General features: G+C 39.3%; 15 protein-coding genes. 11 read left to right on the forward strand and 4 right to left on the reverse strand.

Features of this window, described 5'->3' with window-relative positions; genetic code table 11:
- The first annotated feature begins 12 nt into the window (after positions 1-12).
- The 3 genes from BPOF4_RS04380 (at position 13) to BPOF4_RS04390 (ending at position 2,653) form a co-directional block, all read left to right on the forward strand.
- Positions 13-1,536 (forward strand): spore germination protein, encoded by a 1,524-nt coding sequence (locus tag BPOF4_RS04380; protein WP_012957862.1) that lies wholly within the window; start codon positions 13-15, stop codon positions 1,534-1,536.
- A 176-nt stretch (positions 1,537-1,712) separates the two neighbouring features.
- Positions 1,713-2,201 (forward strand): hypothetical protein, encoded by a 489-nt coding sequence (locus BPOF4_RS04385; RefSeq protein WP_012957863.1) that lies wholly within the window; start codon positions 1,713-1,715, stop codon positions 2,199-2,201.
- Between the two features lie 80 nt (positions 2,202-2,281).
- Positions 2,282-2,653 (forward strand): hypothetical protein, encoded by a 372-nt coding sequence (locus BPOF4_RS04390; RefSeq protein ID WP_012957864.1) that lies wholly within the window; start codon positions 2,282-2,284, stop codon positions 2,651-2,653.
- Positions 2,654-2,905: 252 nt separating this feature from the next.
- Here BPOF4_RS04390 and BPOF4_RS04395 read toward each other — a convergent pair whose 3' ends face one another.
- Positions 2,906-4,642: an ABC transporter ATP-binding protein gene (locus tag BPOF4_RS04395; protein ID WP_012957865.1), complete on the reverse strand. Its 1,737-nt coding sequence runs from the start codon at positions 4,640-4,642 to the stop codon at positions 2,906-2,908.
- A gap of 210 nt (positions 4,643-4,852) precedes the next feature.
- Between BPOF4_RS04395 and BPOF4_RS04400 the strand changes: the two genes are divergently transcribed.
- From BPOF4_RS04400 to BPOF4_RS04420, 5 genes are all read left to right on the forward strand, one after another.
- The gene (locus tag BPOF4_RS04400; RefSeq protein WP_012957866.1) at positions 4,853-6,844 is read left to right on the forward strand and encodes a S9 family peptidase; all 1,992 of its coding nucleotides are present in this window, start codon (positions 4,853-4,855) and stop codon (positions 6,842-6,844) included.
- A 60-nt stretch (positions 6,845-6,904) separates the two neighbouring features.
- On the forward strand, positions 6,905-7,837 hold the full coding sequence (locus tag BPOF4_RS04405) for an aminoglycoside phosphotransferase family protein (protein WP_012957867.1): 933 nt from the start codon (positions 6,905-6,907) through the stop codon (positions 7,835-7,837).
- 81 nt (positions 7,838-7,918) lie between these two features.
- Entirely contained in the window at positions 7,919-8,263 is a 345-nt protein-coding gene (locus BPOF4_RS04410; protein WP_012957868.1) for a hypothetical protein, read from the forward strand.
- Positions 8,264-8,367: 104 nt separating this feature from the next.
- The gene (locus tag BPOF4_RS04415; RefSeq protein WP_012957869.1) at positions 8,368-8,745 is read left to right on the forward strand and encodes a hypothetical protein; all 378 of its coding nucleotides are present in this window, start codon (positions 8,368-8,370) and stop codon (positions 8,743-8,745) included.
- A gap of 145 nt (positions 8,746-8,890) precedes the next feature.
- The gene (locus BPOF4_RS04420) at positions 8,891-9,112 is read left to right on the forward strand and encodes a hypothetical protein (RefSeq protein WP_012957870.1); all 222 of its coding nucleotides are present in this window, start codon (positions 8,891-8,893) and stop codon (positions 9,110-9,112) included.
- Positions 9,113-9,277: 165 nt separating this feature from the next.
- Here BPOF4_RS04420 and BPOF4_RS04425 read toward each other — a convergent pair whose 3' ends face one another.
- From BPOF4_RS04425 to BPOF4_RS04435, 3 genes are all read right to left on the reverse strand, one after another.
- Positions 9,278-10,672 (reverse strand): YfcC family protein, encoded by a 1,395-nt coding sequence (locus BPOF4_RS04425; RefSeq protein ID WP_012957871.1) that lies wholly within the window; start codon positions 10,670-10,672, stop codon positions 9,278-9,280.
- Entirely contained in the window at positions 10,672-11,784 is a 1,113-nt protein-coding gene (locus tag BPOF4_RS04430) for a mandelate racemase/muconate lactonizing enzyme family protein (protein ID WP_012957872.1), read from the reverse strand. Before BPOF4_RS04430 ends, BPOF4_RS04425 begins: the two co-directional genes overlap by 1 nt.
- Before the next feature lie 120 nt (positions 11,785-11,904).
- Positions 11,905-13,242 (reverse strand): hypothetical protein, encoded by a 1,338-nt coding sequence (locus BPOF4_RS04435; RefSeq protein WP_012957873.1) that lies wholly within the window; start codon positions 13,240-13,242, stop codon positions 11,905-11,907.
- Positions 13,243-13,416: 174 nt separating this feature from the next.
- Between BPOF4_RS04435 and BPOF4_RS04440 the strand changes: the two genes are divergently transcribed.
- The 3 genes from BPOF4_RS04440 (at position 13,417) to BPOF4_RS04450 (ending at position 15,308) form a co-directional block, all read left to right on the forward strand.
- Positions 13,417-13,776: a hypothetical protein gene (locus BPOF4_RS04440; protein ID WP_012957874.1), complete on the forward strand. Its 360-nt coding sequence runs from the start codon at positions 13,417-13,419 to the stop codon at positions 13,774-13,776.
- 81 nt (positions 13,777-13,857) lie between these two features.
- Positions 13,858-14,607, forward strand: a complete 750-nt coding sequence (gene yunB / locus BPOF4_RS04445; protein WP_012957875.1) for a sporulation protein YunB — start codon at positions 13,858-13,860, stop codon at positions 14,605-14,607.
- Between the two features lie 140 nt (positions 14,608-14,747).
- Positions 14,748-15,308 (forward strand): tyrosine-type recombinase/integrase, encoded by a 561-nt coding sequence (locus BPOF4_RS04450; protein ID WP_012957876.1) that lies wholly within the window; start codon positions 14,748-14,750, stop codon positions 15,306-15,308.
- Positions 15,309-15,328: the final 20 nt, after the last annotated feature.

The following is a 15,328-nucleotide window of genomic DNA, read 5'->3' on the forward strand; positions in this document are numbered from 1 at the left end:
CTAGGTGATTATGTGTATAGGAAGTTATTAAAGAAAAAAAGAGATACGATTCAACCGTTAAAAACGAATGCTATTGATTCTTCAGGTTTAGTTGATTTAACTAAATTAGTGAAAGGTTATATTGGAGAAAGCAGTGATATCGTTCAGCACGATATGGTCATTGCAGGCCTAATTAAAGCGACCCTCTTTCATGTGAGCGGTTTAAGTGACAGGGATATGATTGACAATAGTGTTATTAAGCCGATTATGCAAATGTCTCAACGTGAAGTTGCTAATATAAGTCATGAAGAACTTATAAAGAAATTATCACAAGAGGTGATAAACCTTTCTTCTGTACAGTCAATTAAATCGCTTGACCAATCAGTCCATCTTCTTATGACTGGAGATTCATTGCTTATAGTAGATGGTGTGGATAAGGTAATTATTTTAGGCACAAAAGGGTATGAAAAAAGAGGAATAGAAGAGCCCAAGAGTGAAGTGGTTATCCGAGGGCCAAGAGATGGATTTATTGAGGATATACAAACGAATATTGTTTTATTGAGAAGACGTATTGCCGATCCTAACTTTATAATACAGACAGGAGAAATCGGACAAAGAGCCAAGATTAAATATTCTATTGGATATATTAAAGGTCTTGTCACTGAGGAGTTAGTCAATGAGGTAAGGTATCGTATCAGCTGCATAAAGACTGACGAAGTATTAGAAACAGGTACATTAGAGCAGCTAATTGAGGATAATGTATTATCTCCTTTTCCTCAGTTAATGCATACTGAAAGGCCTGATAAAACGACAGCTGCTTTAATGAATGGAAAAGTGATCATATTGATTGATGGAACTCCGTACTCACTGATCACGCCAACTACATTTGAGCAGTTATTGAAGTCACCTGAAGATTATTATGATCGCTGGCACATTGGAACGCTGATTCGACTCATCCGCTATTTGGCGGCCTTCTTTGCTCTATTTTTGCCTTCTTTATATATTGCTATGGTGACGTATCATCATGGAATGATTCCTACAACACTTGCTCTCTCCATTGCTGGTACGCGTGAAGGAGTGCCTTTTCCTGCATTTTTAGAAGCTTTTCTAATGGAAATAACAATTGAATTATTGCGTGAAGCTGGAATTCGTCTGCCTCGTGCGATAGGTCAAACAATTGGGATTGTTGGAGGGCTCGTCATTGGAGATGCAGCGGTTAGGGCGGGGTTTGTAAGTCCTGTTATGGTAATTGTTGTTGCCATTACTGCAGTAGCATCGTTTGCTATTCCTTCTTATAGTTTTAGTATAGCTCTTAGAATGCTCCGTTTCTCATTTATGATTGCAGCATCTATGTTTGGATTATATGGCATTGTCATCTCCTATATCACAATAAATGTTCACTTGGTCGGCTTGCGAAGTTTCGGTTCTTATTATACGTCTCCTTTTGCACCGTTTCGTTATAAGGATTGGTTAGACCTCGTGTTTAGAGCTCCCTTGTCTCAACAACGTACGAGAACGAATGAACCAGGAACGCTTGATGATATTAAACAAAACTAAAGATAAAGAGTCCAACCTCCGTTGGGCTTTTTTAATATATAGATATTGATTCTTTTACGTCTTGACGCAAACTCATAAGTGAATCATCTGGAAAACCACGAACAACCTTGCGCCAATGAACAAAATAAATAGGCATGAATACAATATATGATCTTTAGTTCAAGTGGGTGATGCCTATGTTTCGCAAACATAATCGTAAATACAATCGTTCGTTTAAAAAGAACGTTTTAGATGATAATGGACAGATCAGTGAAGAAAGCAAAGTTGAATTAATGCAAAGATTAAATGAGGCAGAGAAAGAGAGGCACCCAGGACTTACTGCTGCTGAAAATAAAGTGTTAGCTGGAACCTGGATTCAAGCAGTAGGGACACTGTTTGAGGCCCAAGGGGTTACAGAAGAATATTTAATCACAGTAGCAGAAGAAGGGGAAGAAGGATTAGAGGCAGAAAGGCAGGCTGTTTTTGGGATATGGCTGCAGGTGATTGGGTCCTTTTTAGGAGCAATCGGGGCTTGGCAGCAGCTCTCATCTGATGAAGAAATTCAGCGTAAAGGATTGAAATTAGGCATTATCGGCAGCTGGTTTGAAGCGTTCGGTGCCGCAACAGAAGCGGTTGCAGAAACACAAGGATTGATTGAAGGTGAGAAAGAAGAAGTTTTGCCTTAGAACCATTTCAAACGAGAATGGTTCTTTTTAGGGAATACCTGTCTTTAGATGGACATACCCTCTAGAAAGGGGGAGATGTTTTGAAGAAAAGAATTATAGCTGTTGGGGCAGGGGCTATTTTGACGACAGCCATCATCGTATCAACAATATTTAGTGACCCGCCTGTCGAGGATGTTGTATTAGAACACACTGAATTCGATAGTCAGCTGGCTCATCAAGAAATGGTTTCCATATCTGAAGCTGTTATGAAGGCTTTAGCTGATTATGAGATTATTGGGGATGTTCAAATCAACTACCAAGAATCGATTTCCATTACGACTTCAGAAGATCAATCAATTGCTGAAGAAATGCAAAATGAGATACTCCAAGCGTTGAATTCAGAAGAGTTATCTTCCGTTACTCGTGTTGACGCTTATGACATTTTAATAAGAAGTGAAGTGTACGAAAAGTAAAAACGAGGGCTGCAACGAAGCAGCTCTCGTTTTTTACTTAGTATGTTCCTTTAAAAACGATAAGAGCTTTGGCCATGTCTCTTTAGCTGCTTTTTAGATCCTCCAACTTGCATATGAACATGAACATTTGCGGGCATCCTAATAATCAGTTGATATTCATACGTTATAGCAGCACATCAAGTTTCAATAAAATAAGGATAGAGCTACTACCCTCTATCCTTATGCGTCAACATTAGTAGAATGAAAAAAACTTTACGTTAATTGCTGCTTAGCAAATTCACGGTATAAATCATGAGTGGAAACTAATTCTTGGTGAGTACCAACCCCTGTAATTTTTCCTTTTTCAATAAAGATGATTTTATCCGCATGAACGATGGTTGATAATCGGTGAGCAATGACAAAGGTTGTTCGTCCTTCCATTAAACGAGTCAGAGCTTCCTGTACGATTGCTTCAGATTGACTGTCAAGGCTTGCTGTTGCCTCATCCATCATCAGTATTTTAGGATCACGCAAGAAAGCGCGGGCAATCGCAATTCGCTGCCGTTGTCCGCCGGAGAGTTTCACCCCTCGTTCTCCTACTTCTGTTTCAAGCTGCTCTGGAAACTCTTTTATGAATTGATCGGCATAAGCCATTTTCGCAACTTCCCATAGACGGTCATCAGAAATCTCTTCTTTTTTATCTAATCCGTAGCATAAATTCTCACGTATCGTTCCTGCCATCATTGGACTGTCTTGAGAGACATAGCCGATTTGACTTCTCCAGGATGCCATCGACAATTTTGATATAGGTGTTTCACCAACAATGATCTCACCAGACAAAGGCTCATAAAACCTCTCGATTATCGCAAACATGGTTGTTTTACCACCGCCGCTAGGACCCGCAAATGCAACCATTTCACCTGGTGACACATCAAATGACACGTCATTAATAACAGGTTCATCTGAGCTGTAGCCGAAAGTGAGATCACGGACATACAGCGGTTGGTTTGTAATGTCCATCGTTATTCCTTCTTGTCCTTCTTCTAGCGGGATCTCTAAAATATCAATAATCCGTTCAGTTGCTCCTTTCGCTTTTTGAAGCTGAGTAAAGAACATCGTAAAGGAGGTGATAGGGAAGATAATTTGAAATAAGTAAAGTAAGAAAGCTACAAGAGACCCAGTAGTCATTGTTCCTTCTGCTACACGAACTCCGCCATAACCAATAATGATCACAATGACTACCATTATCACTAAATAAATCAATGGGCCAATCATAGCAAAGATACGAGCTTCTCTAAGCCCAAATCCAAATAATTTATTGATGCCTGTTACTCCCTTTTCTTCTTCAACGACCTCAGCATTTGAAGCTTTCATCAAGCGGATTTCGCTTAAGGTTTGCTGAACCCTTCCAGTAAAGGCAGCTGTTTCATCCTGAAGGCCTCGTGAAATTTTAGCCATTTTTCTGCCGAGCGGAATAAGAATGACAGCTGTAAGCGGAACAGAGAGGAACATAAGCAAGGTCATTTTCCAATCCATAATAAATAAGATAATAATTGCTCCGATGATGGTGATAATCCCTGAAATGAAATTAGGAAAATGCTGTGAGATCAAGTCTTTTACTATTCCTGTATCATTTACGACACGGCTTACTGATTCACCGCTCGTTCTCTTATCAAAGTAGTTAACAGGCAGGCGTAGTAATTTAAACCACATCTTTTCACGCAAGGCAGCTACAATTTTTTGCCCGACATAGGCAAGTAAATACATAGAAAATCCATCCGTTACAGCTTGCAAGATAAATACAACCCCAATTAAAACGATCAGCCACACACTTAAGGATTCAACTGAAAAGCCGTCTACAAGTTCTCTTGTTAACAAGGGAATCGAAAGACCGACGAGTGTTGTAATCAAGCTGCCCACAAGGCCAAGAGTTAGTGCTAGTTTAGGGATCTTTGTTGAAAGGATAAGAGAAATAAAAGGCTTGATGCTTGTTTGTTCATTTGGCTTCATTTGTTCACTTCCTCATTTTGCAATATGCGTAGGTATTGGTTAGTTAAATTTACCATAAATACATGCGGTTATCCTGTTTATAGATGAAAAGAAGTTCATTTCAGAAAAATGAAAAAATGGATAGCGTTCTCTCTCTAATTTCGTTTATACTAATGAAAAGTATTTCTGTAATCGAAATATATCGAAAGTAATTAATCGAGGTGAATAAACATGAAGCGCGGAATGAGAGCAGAAGATTTATACAAATTAAAATCAGTAAAAAACCCACAACTCTCCCCGGATGGGAAAAATGTTGTGTTTGTACAAACAGTAATCAATGAGGACAAACACGACTATGAATCACATTTGTTTATCAGTGACATAGATGGTAAACAAGTACGTCAATGGACATTTGGAGATGGATCAGATAATACACCTGCATGGTCTCCAGATGGACGTTTTATTGCCTTTACATCTACTCGCAGCGGAAAATCTCAAATTTACCTTATCAGTGCTGAGGGAGGAGAAGCAAGACAGATTACGTCTTGTCTAAATGGAGCGAAGAATCCAATATGGTCACCCGACAGCTCCAAAATTCTTTTTGAAGGTTCATTAGCACCAAATGAGAAGCTCACAGATAAGAAGAGGGACAAGAAAGAAAAAAATGGCGACAAGCTGCCTGAGCCGATGGTGGTTGAAAGAATCCGCTATAAGTCCGATGCGACCGGGTTTCTTGATGATAAAAATCAGCACTTGGGAATCGTGACGGTTGAGACTGGAGAGGTCCTGCAGCTGACTGATGGTGATCGTGATCATGCTGCTGGCGCTTGGTCAGCAGACGGTCAGAGTATTGTGTTTTCTGCAGACTTAGGAGAGGATCCTGATTTTAGCCATATATCTGATGTATACATCATGTCCCTTGCTGACAAACAGCTCACAAAGATTACGCCAAGTACTGGTTTCTTCGGAAGTCCAAATTATTCACCAGACGGCAAATACATAACATTGATTGGACATGAAAAAGAATACAAGAGTGCGACATTATCTCGTGTATGGCTTTATGAATTGGAGTCACAATCACTGCATTGTCTGACCGCAGACTTGGATATTCATGTTGGAGATATTGCAATAGGCGATTTTCACTCTGCTATCGTAGACCAAGGGGCGGTTTGGACGAATGACAGTAAAGGATTTTATTTTCTTGTAACCGATCAAGGGAGGACAGCTGTATATTATGGCACGATTGAAGGTGAAATGTATCCGGCAATGAATGATAATGAGCATGTGTACGGAATGACCATCAATCCTGATACTCACGAGGCTGTTGCAGCAATAAGTAACCCGACACATCCCGGTGATCTTTTCAAAGTGAACTTATCAACAGGTGAGAGAACACAGCTTACGTATGTAAACGACGATTTCTTTAAGGATATAGAACTTTCTTCAGCTGAACCAATCACGTTTGATGCACCGGATGGCTGGGAGGTTCATGGCTGGGTAATGAAGCCATTTGGTTTTGAAGAAGGGAAGAAATATCCGACGATTATTGAAGTTCATGGCGGACCTCACGCAATGTATGCCAATACGTATTTTCATGAGTTTCAAATGCTCGCATCAGCAGGCTATGTCGTCGTATTTACCAATCCGCGCGGCAGCCATGGCTACGGTCAAGCCTTTGTAGATGCTGTTCGAGGGGACTATGGCGGGAAAGATTATCAAGACGTAATAGCTGCGACTGATTATGCTGTGGAATATCTAGAATATGTCGATGCAGACAACCTAGGAATTACTGGCGGGAGCTATGGCGGATTTATGACGAACTGGGCAGTCAGTCATACTAATCGTTATAAAGCAGCTGTCACACAGCGTTCCATTTCCAATTGGCTGAGCTTTTATGGGGTGAGTGATATCGGCTACTATTTTTCAGAGTGGGAAGTAGGCGGAGATTTGATTGAAGAAACTGAAAAGCTTTGGAAACACTCTCCTATAGCCTATGTTAGCAAAGTGGAAACACCGCTTCTCATCCTTCACGGAGAAAAAGATTACCGCTGTCCAATTGAACAAGCTGAGCAATTATTTGTGGCACTTAAGAAACAAAAGAAAGAAACAAAATTTGTTCGTTTCCCAGAAGCCAATCACGAACTTTCAAGAAGCGGTAATCCAAAGCTTCGGATCGAAAGGTTGAATCATATTAAAGTTTGGTTTGAAGAGTATTTAGATTAAATGAGTCACAGCCACTTTACTTGAGTAGAGTGGCTGTTTGCCTAATAAGGAGGTTTAACCATGGATCTGCAAAGCTTTTTTGTACAATCGGTCACTCATTATTTTAAAGACGCTGGAGTGAAGTGGCTTAAAAACCTACCGTTTGTAATTAAAGAAATTGAAACAAAATTCAATGTAAAAATGGGGCAGCCGTATGAGCTGTCTATTAATTATGTTGCACCTGCAAGGACTTTTGAAGGAGAAGAGGTTGTTGTTAAAATTTGTTTGCCTGGTTTAGGCTTTGAAAGCGAACTGGCTGCTCTCGAGAATCTAAAGGGAGGTGGAATTGTTCAGGTACTTGGGTCTGATGCCAAGCTCGGTGTAATGATTCTTCAGAAAGTAAGCCCTGGTGATACGTTAGCTTCTTGTGAGAGCGAAAAAGAAGCATGCCTGATAGCAGCCAATGTGTACAAAGAATTAAAAGGCTCGATCGTAAAAGAAGAGAATAATCTCTCTCTTTCCACAGCGAAAAATAGAGAGGAGAGCCTTCAAAAGATGATTGAAGAACATCCTGAAGGATTTGGTCCTCTTTCTAGAGATATGCTTGATGAAGCGTTAAAGGTCTTTACCTATCTAAATGACTCCACAAAGAAAAGGTATGTTTTGCATGGAGATTTTCATCACTACAATATTCTCAAAGGTGAAAAAGGATGGAAAGCAATCGATCCTAAGGGGCTTGTTGGCGAAAGAGAGTACGATCTTATTCAGTTTATGTTAAATGTATTACCGGAAGCAGGGATCGAAGAAGTCCTTATGCAGCGTATCACCCTATTTACAGAGCAGCTCAATTTGGATAGAAGAAGGCTGCTTCTCTACGGCTATGCTCACTCCGTTTTAGCAACTGCATGGACAGTTGATGAAGAGGGAGGATACAACAAGCACTTCTTTCAAACGATTGAATCATTTAAAAATATGTATCTGGCTGAAGCTGGCGAATGGCTCAGTAAAAAATAAAGAAGGTATTGGACGCGTAACATCAGCCAGTTCTCTTCCATAATCTAGTAAGGTTAATGAGGAAAATAAGGAGGGGGCTTTATGGGTAATTATTTTGATGAAATACAACACTTGAAGCACTCAGAATATGGCGGTCCACAACCCGTCATAACAGATACCCGAGTCGATCTAAATGAAACAGAAGATGTGTCAATGGCTGATCAGTGGGTGGAATATATTCAGCCGCTCGTCACATTCGCTCTTGAAGAAGTAAAAGAAGGAATTAATTTGACTCATCTATTTCAAGAATATATTTTAGCCGGCGTTCTTGTCGGCCAAGGCTTCTCACCTGAGGAGGCGATTGCTCAGGTAGAGGACTGGGAGAAGACGGGAGAATCACAGCTATTACAAGAGAGCAAGCAAATGGACAAAGGTGAAACGAACTAAGAAACAGCCCCTGAATGAAACTTCAAGGGCTGTTTCTATTTATCATAAACTTGCGAAGGTTGTATAAACTAAGAAAGTGAACGTAACATTTGGGAGGTCTACACATGAAGATGAGTCAATTAGTTGAGCGAATTACCACGTTTTCAAAAAGCATGAGTAAAGAAGTACTTAAACAGTTTTCGCATGAAAAAACGCATAAAATTGCTGTTCATCATTTAGCAGAGGCTATTCTAACGAATAAACAAACGGTCAAAAAAACAGAAGAATGGTTAGGACTTATCTTTAATGAATATCGCCTGACAGTAGGCCTGATTGATTTTAAATTAGAAACAAAAGGAACGAACAACGAAAAAATCATAAAATTGACGGCAGTTGAAAATGGGAATGATTTATTCTGCTATGAAGCATATGAACCGATTCAATCTGAACAAGACCAGCACGCCGTTCCCCAATATGTATTTGACTATTTAACGAAAGCTTAATCAAGAGACAAGGCTCTATTCATGTGGCCTTGTTTTTTTATGTCTTTTATCAAATTTACAATATATTGAAACCAGAAGGGTCGAAATGCCGTAAATAGATGGTGTGTAGAAAGACTCGTGATAGATAAAAGAGAGGAGAAATAAGGTGAGATCTGAAGCTGTTGAAACGAAAAAGCTGCTGTATATCTTTGGAGTGATTGTGTTTGGGGGCATGCTCCTTAATTCAATCATTGATGCAGGCATTTACTTAGAGTACTATTCTGTAGAAAAATTATGGGAGTATCGTTTATTTATTGCAGGTGGTGCTGTGGTGTATTATGGAGCTGTTTTTTTGTATCATCAGTTGAGAGGAAGGTTAAAGGGTTAAGAAAAGGGTTATCTTTTAATTGTATAATTTCAATTCATATTTGCGTGTATTAAAGAACTAATCGCGTCTGTTTAATTTGTTATTGTTTCTTTTCCTGATGGTATTGCGCGACTTCATAAGCAAGCCACCAGTTCACACTGGTGGCTCTTTTACTATCTATGCGAATCAACTCACTCCGATCATCACAGCGGCTACAAGTGCTGCCATGGCAACGATAGACCATAAAAGAATAAGCTTCCAGATAAACTTTGCCCACCGTTCATACGGTATTCCGGCTACAGCAAGATATCCCATGAGTGAGGCAGAAGTTGGGATGATAGAGTTACTGATTGCATCGCCGTATTGATAAGCGAGCACGGCGACTTGGCGTTCAAGTCCTAAAATATCAGCTAGAGGGACCATAATTGGCATTGTAGCTGCTGCCTGTCCGCTTCCTGAAGGGACAAAGAAATTAATAAACGTTTGAACGAAAAACATGCCGATCACATTTAACGAAGCTGGCAGATGTTGAATGAAAGTGGCTAGAGAGTAGATTACAGTATCTATGATCATACCGTCCTGCATCACAACAAGAATCGTTCGTGCAAAGCCTACAATTAAAGCCCCGAATACGACAAGTCTCATGCCGTCAACAAAGGAGGAGAAGGTCTTATTAATACCAAGCCCGCCAACAAGCCCGCAAAGCAGCCCAATAATAATAAATGAAGCAGCAAGCTCAGTTAAAAACCAGTCCCAATTAAAGACACCGTACATATTAATCAATACACCCGTTAAGAGAGCGAGCAGAACAAGAGCATGACGGTTGTTGAAATCAGCGATTTGACTACGTGCTTGTTCAGCATCCGCCTCTACCGTATGTTCAAGATCATACATAACGGATGACCTCGGATCGTTTTTCACCTTTTTGGCATAACGTAATACGTACCATACCGCAAGAACGAGTATTAAAATATAAACAATTGAGCGAAAAGCAATTCCTGAAAACAGCGGTACTTCAGCAATCCCTTGAGCAACTCCTACAGTAAACGGGTTGAGCATGCCGCCTATAAATCCACTAGCGGCCCCGAGTGTAATCATAGCGGTTCCGACAATAGAATCGTAGCCAAGAGATCTAGCAATGGCAATACCGATTGGTACAAAAATAATACTTTCTTCAGACATACCCGTAGTAAACCCAAGAACCGAGAAGGTGAACATAACCATTGGTATAATTAACATATCTTTATTTTCTAATTTGTGAACCAGTCTGTTAATACCAGAATCAATGGCACCGGTAGACCTGATGACCCCAAAAGCTCCGCCGATTAAGAAGATATAGAAAATAATCGTCGCTCCGTCTTGCATACCTTGAGGAATAGATTTAAATAATTCAAAAAAAGTGATCGGATTCTGCTCAACTGACTGGTAACTGTTGTCCACTACAACGGTTCTTCCGTCCACTTCTTGACGCTCATATTCGCCTGCTGGGATGATATATGTAGCAATAGCTGCTAACACAATGACAGCAAAAATAATCGCATATGTGTGGGGTGTTACCCATTTCCTTTTATCGTTTCCCATTACAGCATCATCTCCTCAGACCGAGTCGTCAATTCTTTAATTACATCATCATCTACGTTAATTCCTAGACCAGGTTTACTTGTTATATTGGCATAAGGGAGAGAGTAGGTCAGGTCCCCAACATCTTTTGTGAATTTCGTTGGCCCTGAGATTTCGGTGGAAACGATATTCTTTTTTGCTAGAGCGACATGAAAGCCTGCTGCTGAAGCGATGGATGATTCAACCATCGAGCCAATCTGACAGTGAATCCCGAAAAGTTCTGCTTGGGTGGCCAGTTGATAGGCAGGATAAATTCCGCCGCTTTTCATTAATTTAATATTAATATAGTCCACAGACTGATGCTCAACCAATGTTCGTAAGTGCTGGGCATTAATTAAGCTCTCATCTGCCATTAAAGGAGTGGAAGATGATTCTTGCAATCTTTGAAACATAGATAAATCCATTTGGGGAATAGGCTGCTCAACCCATGTTACATTAAAGGGTTCAAGCTTTTTGATCATTTGTTTTGCCTTCTGAAAGGAGCCCCAGCCTTGATTAACATCCACACGAATGAGTAGGTCCTCCCCGATTGCTTCTCTTACGGCTTTCACACGAGTAACGTCTTTTTCTGAGTCAATTCCAAGTTTCATTTTGATTTCTTTATAGCCGTTGTTACGAGCTTGGATCGCTTTCTTTGCCAGGACATCAGGCTCAAGAATACTAAATACTTCTGGAATCATAGGCTGACCCTTTTTTCTGCCGCCAAGTAATGAATAGATTGGAAGGTTGCTAGCTTTCCCTAAGATGTCATAACAGGCAATATCAACAGCAGCTTTAGCTGCACCATTTCCTACAAGGGCAGCATTCATAAGATCATGGATCTCCATAATATTACACGGGTCCTTACCAATAATAGCGGGGATCAGCTGATACTTTAAGGCATCAAATACACTATGGACTGATTCCCCAGTTACATGCTCATCAGGCACGCTTTCTCCGTAGCCAATGATTCCTTGGTCAGTGTACATTTTGATAATAATCGCGGGCATCTTATCATAGCTCGCATAGGAAATAATAAATGGTTCATTTAGTGGGAGCTCAATCATATGCACATCCACTTTGAATATCCTCATAATTATTACTAACCTCCTTATTTTTGTCGTTTTGATGTCGTTAATTATAAAGTAATAGAATTCGAGTGAGGTGTCAAACTTTTCTGTTAATAATTTCGATCATAAAAAACGAAGGTATGATTATACCTCCGTTGCTGTTCTAATTTGTTTTTCAATTTCTTCTTTTAAAATATACACTTTTCGTGGTCGGCCTGATTGGCTGTTTTGTTCTAGTCCTCTTATTTCAATAATGTGAGATTCATAAAGACGTTTAATAAAACGTTCGGATGTACGTGTTGATACTTTTGAATAGGAGGCATAATCATTTACAGTAAAAGGCTGATATTGATGCACTCTTATAAAATGAAAAAATCGATTGAATGTATTTAGGGTTATATTGGTTTTCTTCATCAAGCCATGAAGCCATTTATCGGTGACTCTGACTGGTTTTTCTTTTACAACCCCTCTTATAGGGCCTTTCAATTTTTTATCTTCAGTCAACAAGTAGCCGTTGCTTTCTGTGGGAGAGGTCTCTTGTTTCGCTATTTGCATGGCTTGTTTTGCATGCTCTTCTGCTTCATATAAATGACGGCCGTATCCAATGCCAATCTGAAACGGAGTTGTGAGTTTGTCTTCAAGGAATTTAATCCAAGAAGAGTCATTCACCATTAACAGATGTTCCTTAACCATACCTACAGTTGAATAGAAAGTTGCTGTCTCATGTCTTGTTAATGATGAAGTTTGCTGCTTCGTAGTAAGTGTCTCAAAGAAAGAAGATAGTACCGATTGCATATGAGAAGTAATCTTACTATCTAGGAAAGAGAGCGAAATTACAGCAGGCATCCCGTCTTTGAGGCGGGAGAATTGAACTTGTTTAGCAGCATCCTTCAAGGTAGTCTTTAAGGTTTGTTCTGTGTCAATCATATAAATGACAGGTACGTCCGCTTTTTTTAACAAGTCATGAACATAATGAAGGCTCGTAATGGCCATTTTGGTTTTGCCTGATTTGAATAAGTGAATATGAAAATCGGCTATCTGTAAAAAGGATAATTCTCGATCTTCTTCATCTGCATAGATCCATTTATAGTCGTACACCTGGTCATCATTGAAGGAAAGCTCAATGTCCTCTGCTACGCTATGTAATACGTTTCGATCTGGCAGGTCGATAGATAACTGTTCAACCATACAGGAGTACTTTAGGACGCAGTGAAGTAAAGAAGCTGCCACCATATATTCATGGAAGGGCGCGATCACAACTTGTTTGTCTGTACGAATGAACTTATCTCTAAAATGAAAAGGAACAATTCCTGAAAAACAGATAACGTCTGTTTCTTCTATGGCCTTTCTATGCAGAAGCTTGATCTCATCAGGCGTTTGATAGGGATAAATGTTTAATGAAATCTCAGGTAAGGTTTCACTAATTTCTCGTGCTTTAATGGAGGAGTGCTCAGAACCAATAAATCCTATTTTTACAGTCAATTGATCACCATCTTTCCGGCTGATAAAAGATTATTTACTGTTATTGTAACGAACAAATGATAGAAGAGCTAGAACGTCTATTTGTTATAATGATATGGTATGATTTGGATGTGGTAGTATCGATTTATGTCTAGAAATTGCAGAAAAAGGTTAAAGGACAGGAGGTGGAATTAGGTGAGGAGATTGTATGATAAATATGTCCTTCAGATGTGGCTATTAACAAAAAGAGATGTGAAGGAATGTAACGAGCTAGCAGAGCAAACGTCATCTAAGACTGGTAAAATGTATTTCCGCGGACTTAAGATGCAAAGCATGATGTTTTTACTTGTTTATTTTTTCCCTCTCGTATGGTTGATGTTTGCATGGATCGTAGGATTCCCGCTGCTTATCTTAGAGGAAGGATTTGTTATGGCTTTGGTACTTTTAAGTATTTCAACGATTATGATGTTATTGTTTGTAACGATTGTTAGAGCCGGTCGTATTCATTTGTACAGCAAAGTGAAACAGAATGTAATCGACAAGTACATAGATTAATGGTACAAGGTCCTTATTGTTATAAATGTGTTCAGTGCCTCTTTAATCTTGCATAGGAATGGATTAAAGGGGGAGTTTTTTATGCGAACATTTAAATATAAACCCCGAAAAAAGAGAGGGCCTTTACCTTTTAGGTATGTTTTTATTTTATCTATAATCCTATTTGTCGCCCTAACGATCTGGGGGTTATGGATCATTGAAAAAGGAATTAAACCAACGCTCTTACAAATTGCTACTACTGAAACAAGAGTTATTGCGACACAAGCGATAAATGATGCTGTGTCAAAGAAGATTGTATCGGAACTTGATCAAGCAGAGTTATTTATAATTGAAACAGATGCCGATAATAAGGTAACTTCTATGCAGTTTAATACTCAAGTTTATAATAGGGTCTTATCAGAAGCAACGAACAGAGTACAGCGACATTTGAAAGCGATTGAACATGGTGAACCATTTGATATTTATAGTGGGAGTGAGGGGGAGGTCCATACGTCAGATGGGGGTGTAGTGTATGATATTCCTCTTGGGCAAGCAACAAATAATGCACTACTAGCTCAAATGGGACCAAGGATTCCTGTTCGCTTCTCAGTCATTGGTGATGTGAAAACTGATTTCCATAGAGAAGTGATAAATACGGGCATTAATAACACCACACTGATTTTTGGGATAGATATAACGGTGGATGTTAAAATTGTCATTCCATTTGCAACAGATACACAAGCCATTCATACCGTCATTCCAATCGGTGTCCGCACGATTCAAGGAGAGGTTCCGGAGTATTATTCAGAATCTGAAGGGATGATTGTACCCGCTGTTTCTGCGGGCGAGTAAGCTAAAATCAAGAAATAAAGTGTTGCGGCGAAAGATTCCTCTTAATAGTAGGAATCTTTTTTTATTTCAAGTGTAAATGCATGCAATGTTACATAACATCTGATAAAATGATTATTAAGTAACATCGTATGAGGTGAGTTATGGAATACGTAGAACCGATTAAAGAGCTCAAAATGATTGAAGAAATCAAAAAAATCTTAAAACAAAAGTCTAAGAGAGATTACTTACTATTTGTATTTGGTATTAATACCGGCATCTCAATCAGTTATCTCTTAAAAATGAAAGTCGAGGAATTATTTACTGAAGGTACAGTGTCGGAATATTACTATTTAAAGGAAAAAGGTGACTGTGAGAACAAGCTGTTTTATATAAATTCAAATGTATTAGATGCATTGCTTATTCATATTCATGATGCGGGTTTAACAGAGGAAGATTATTTATTTAAGTCACGCAAGAATAATCAGCCCATTACAAGGCAGCAGGCGTATCGAATCATTAATTCAGTTGCTAGAGAAGCTGGAATGACGGAGAAAATTGGTACTCACACCTTAAGAAAAACCTTTGGGTATCATGCATACAGAAAAGGTGTGGCCATCTCACTCCTTCAGAATATCTTCAATCATTCTACTCGAGCTGAAACGCTGCGCTACATTGGAATTGATAAAGATAATGTGAAAGTAAGAATAGATGTTAATTTATAAATAAGGCAATACCAGGGGGA

The organism is Alkalihalophilus pseudofirmus OF4 (assembly GCF_000005825.2).
Taxonomy (GTDB): Bacteria; Bacillota; Bacilli; order Bacillales; family Bacillaceae_D; genus Alkalihalophilus; species Alkalihalophilus pseudofirmus.

What these genes read in the sequence shown, in the direction of transcription:
- BPOF4_RS04395 (WP_012957865.1), bottom strand. Translation starts at nt 4,642, where the DNA reads ATGAAGCCAAATGAACAAACAAGCATCAAGCCTTTTATTTCTCTTATC.
- BPOF4_RS04400 (WP_012957866.1), top strand. Translation starts at nt 4,853, where the DNA reads ATGAAGCGCGGAATGAGAGCAGAAGATTTATACAAATTAAAATCAGTA.
- BPOF4_RS04385 (WP_012957863.1), top strand. Translation starts at nt 1,713, where the DNA reads ATGTTTCGCAAACATAATCGTAAATACAATCGTTCGTTTAAAAAGAAC.
- BPOF4_RS04415 (WP_012957869.1), top strand. Translation starts at nt 8,368, where the DNA reads ATGAAGATGAGTCAATTAGTTGAGCGAATTACCACGTTTTCAAAAAGC.
- BPOF4_RS04450 (WP_012957876.1), top strand. Translation starts at nt 14,748, where the DNA reads ATGGAATACGTAGAACCGATTAAAGAGCTCAAAATGATTGAAGAAATC.
- BPOF4_RS04425 (WP_012957871.1), bottom strand. Translation starts at nt 10,672, where the DNA reads ATGGGAAACGATAAAAGGAAATGGGTAACACCCCACACATATGCGATT.
- BPOF4_RS04430 (WP_012957872.1), bottom strand. Translation starts at nt 11,784, where the DNA reads ATGAGGATATTCAAAGTGGATGTGCATATGATTGAGCTCCCACTAAAT.
- BPOF4_RS04405 (WP_012957867.1), top strand. Translation starts at nt 6,905, where the DNA reads ATGGATCTGCAAAGCTTTTTTGTACAATCGGTCACTCATTATTTTAAA.
- BPOF4_RS04410 (WP_012957868.1), top strand. Translation starts at nt 7,919, where the DNA reads ATGGGTAATTATTTTGATGAAATACAACACTTGAAGCACTCAGAATAT.
- yunB (WP_012957875.1), top strand. Translation starts at nt 13,858, where the DNA reads ATGCGAACATTTAAATATAAACCCCGAAAAAAGAGAGGGCCTTTACCT.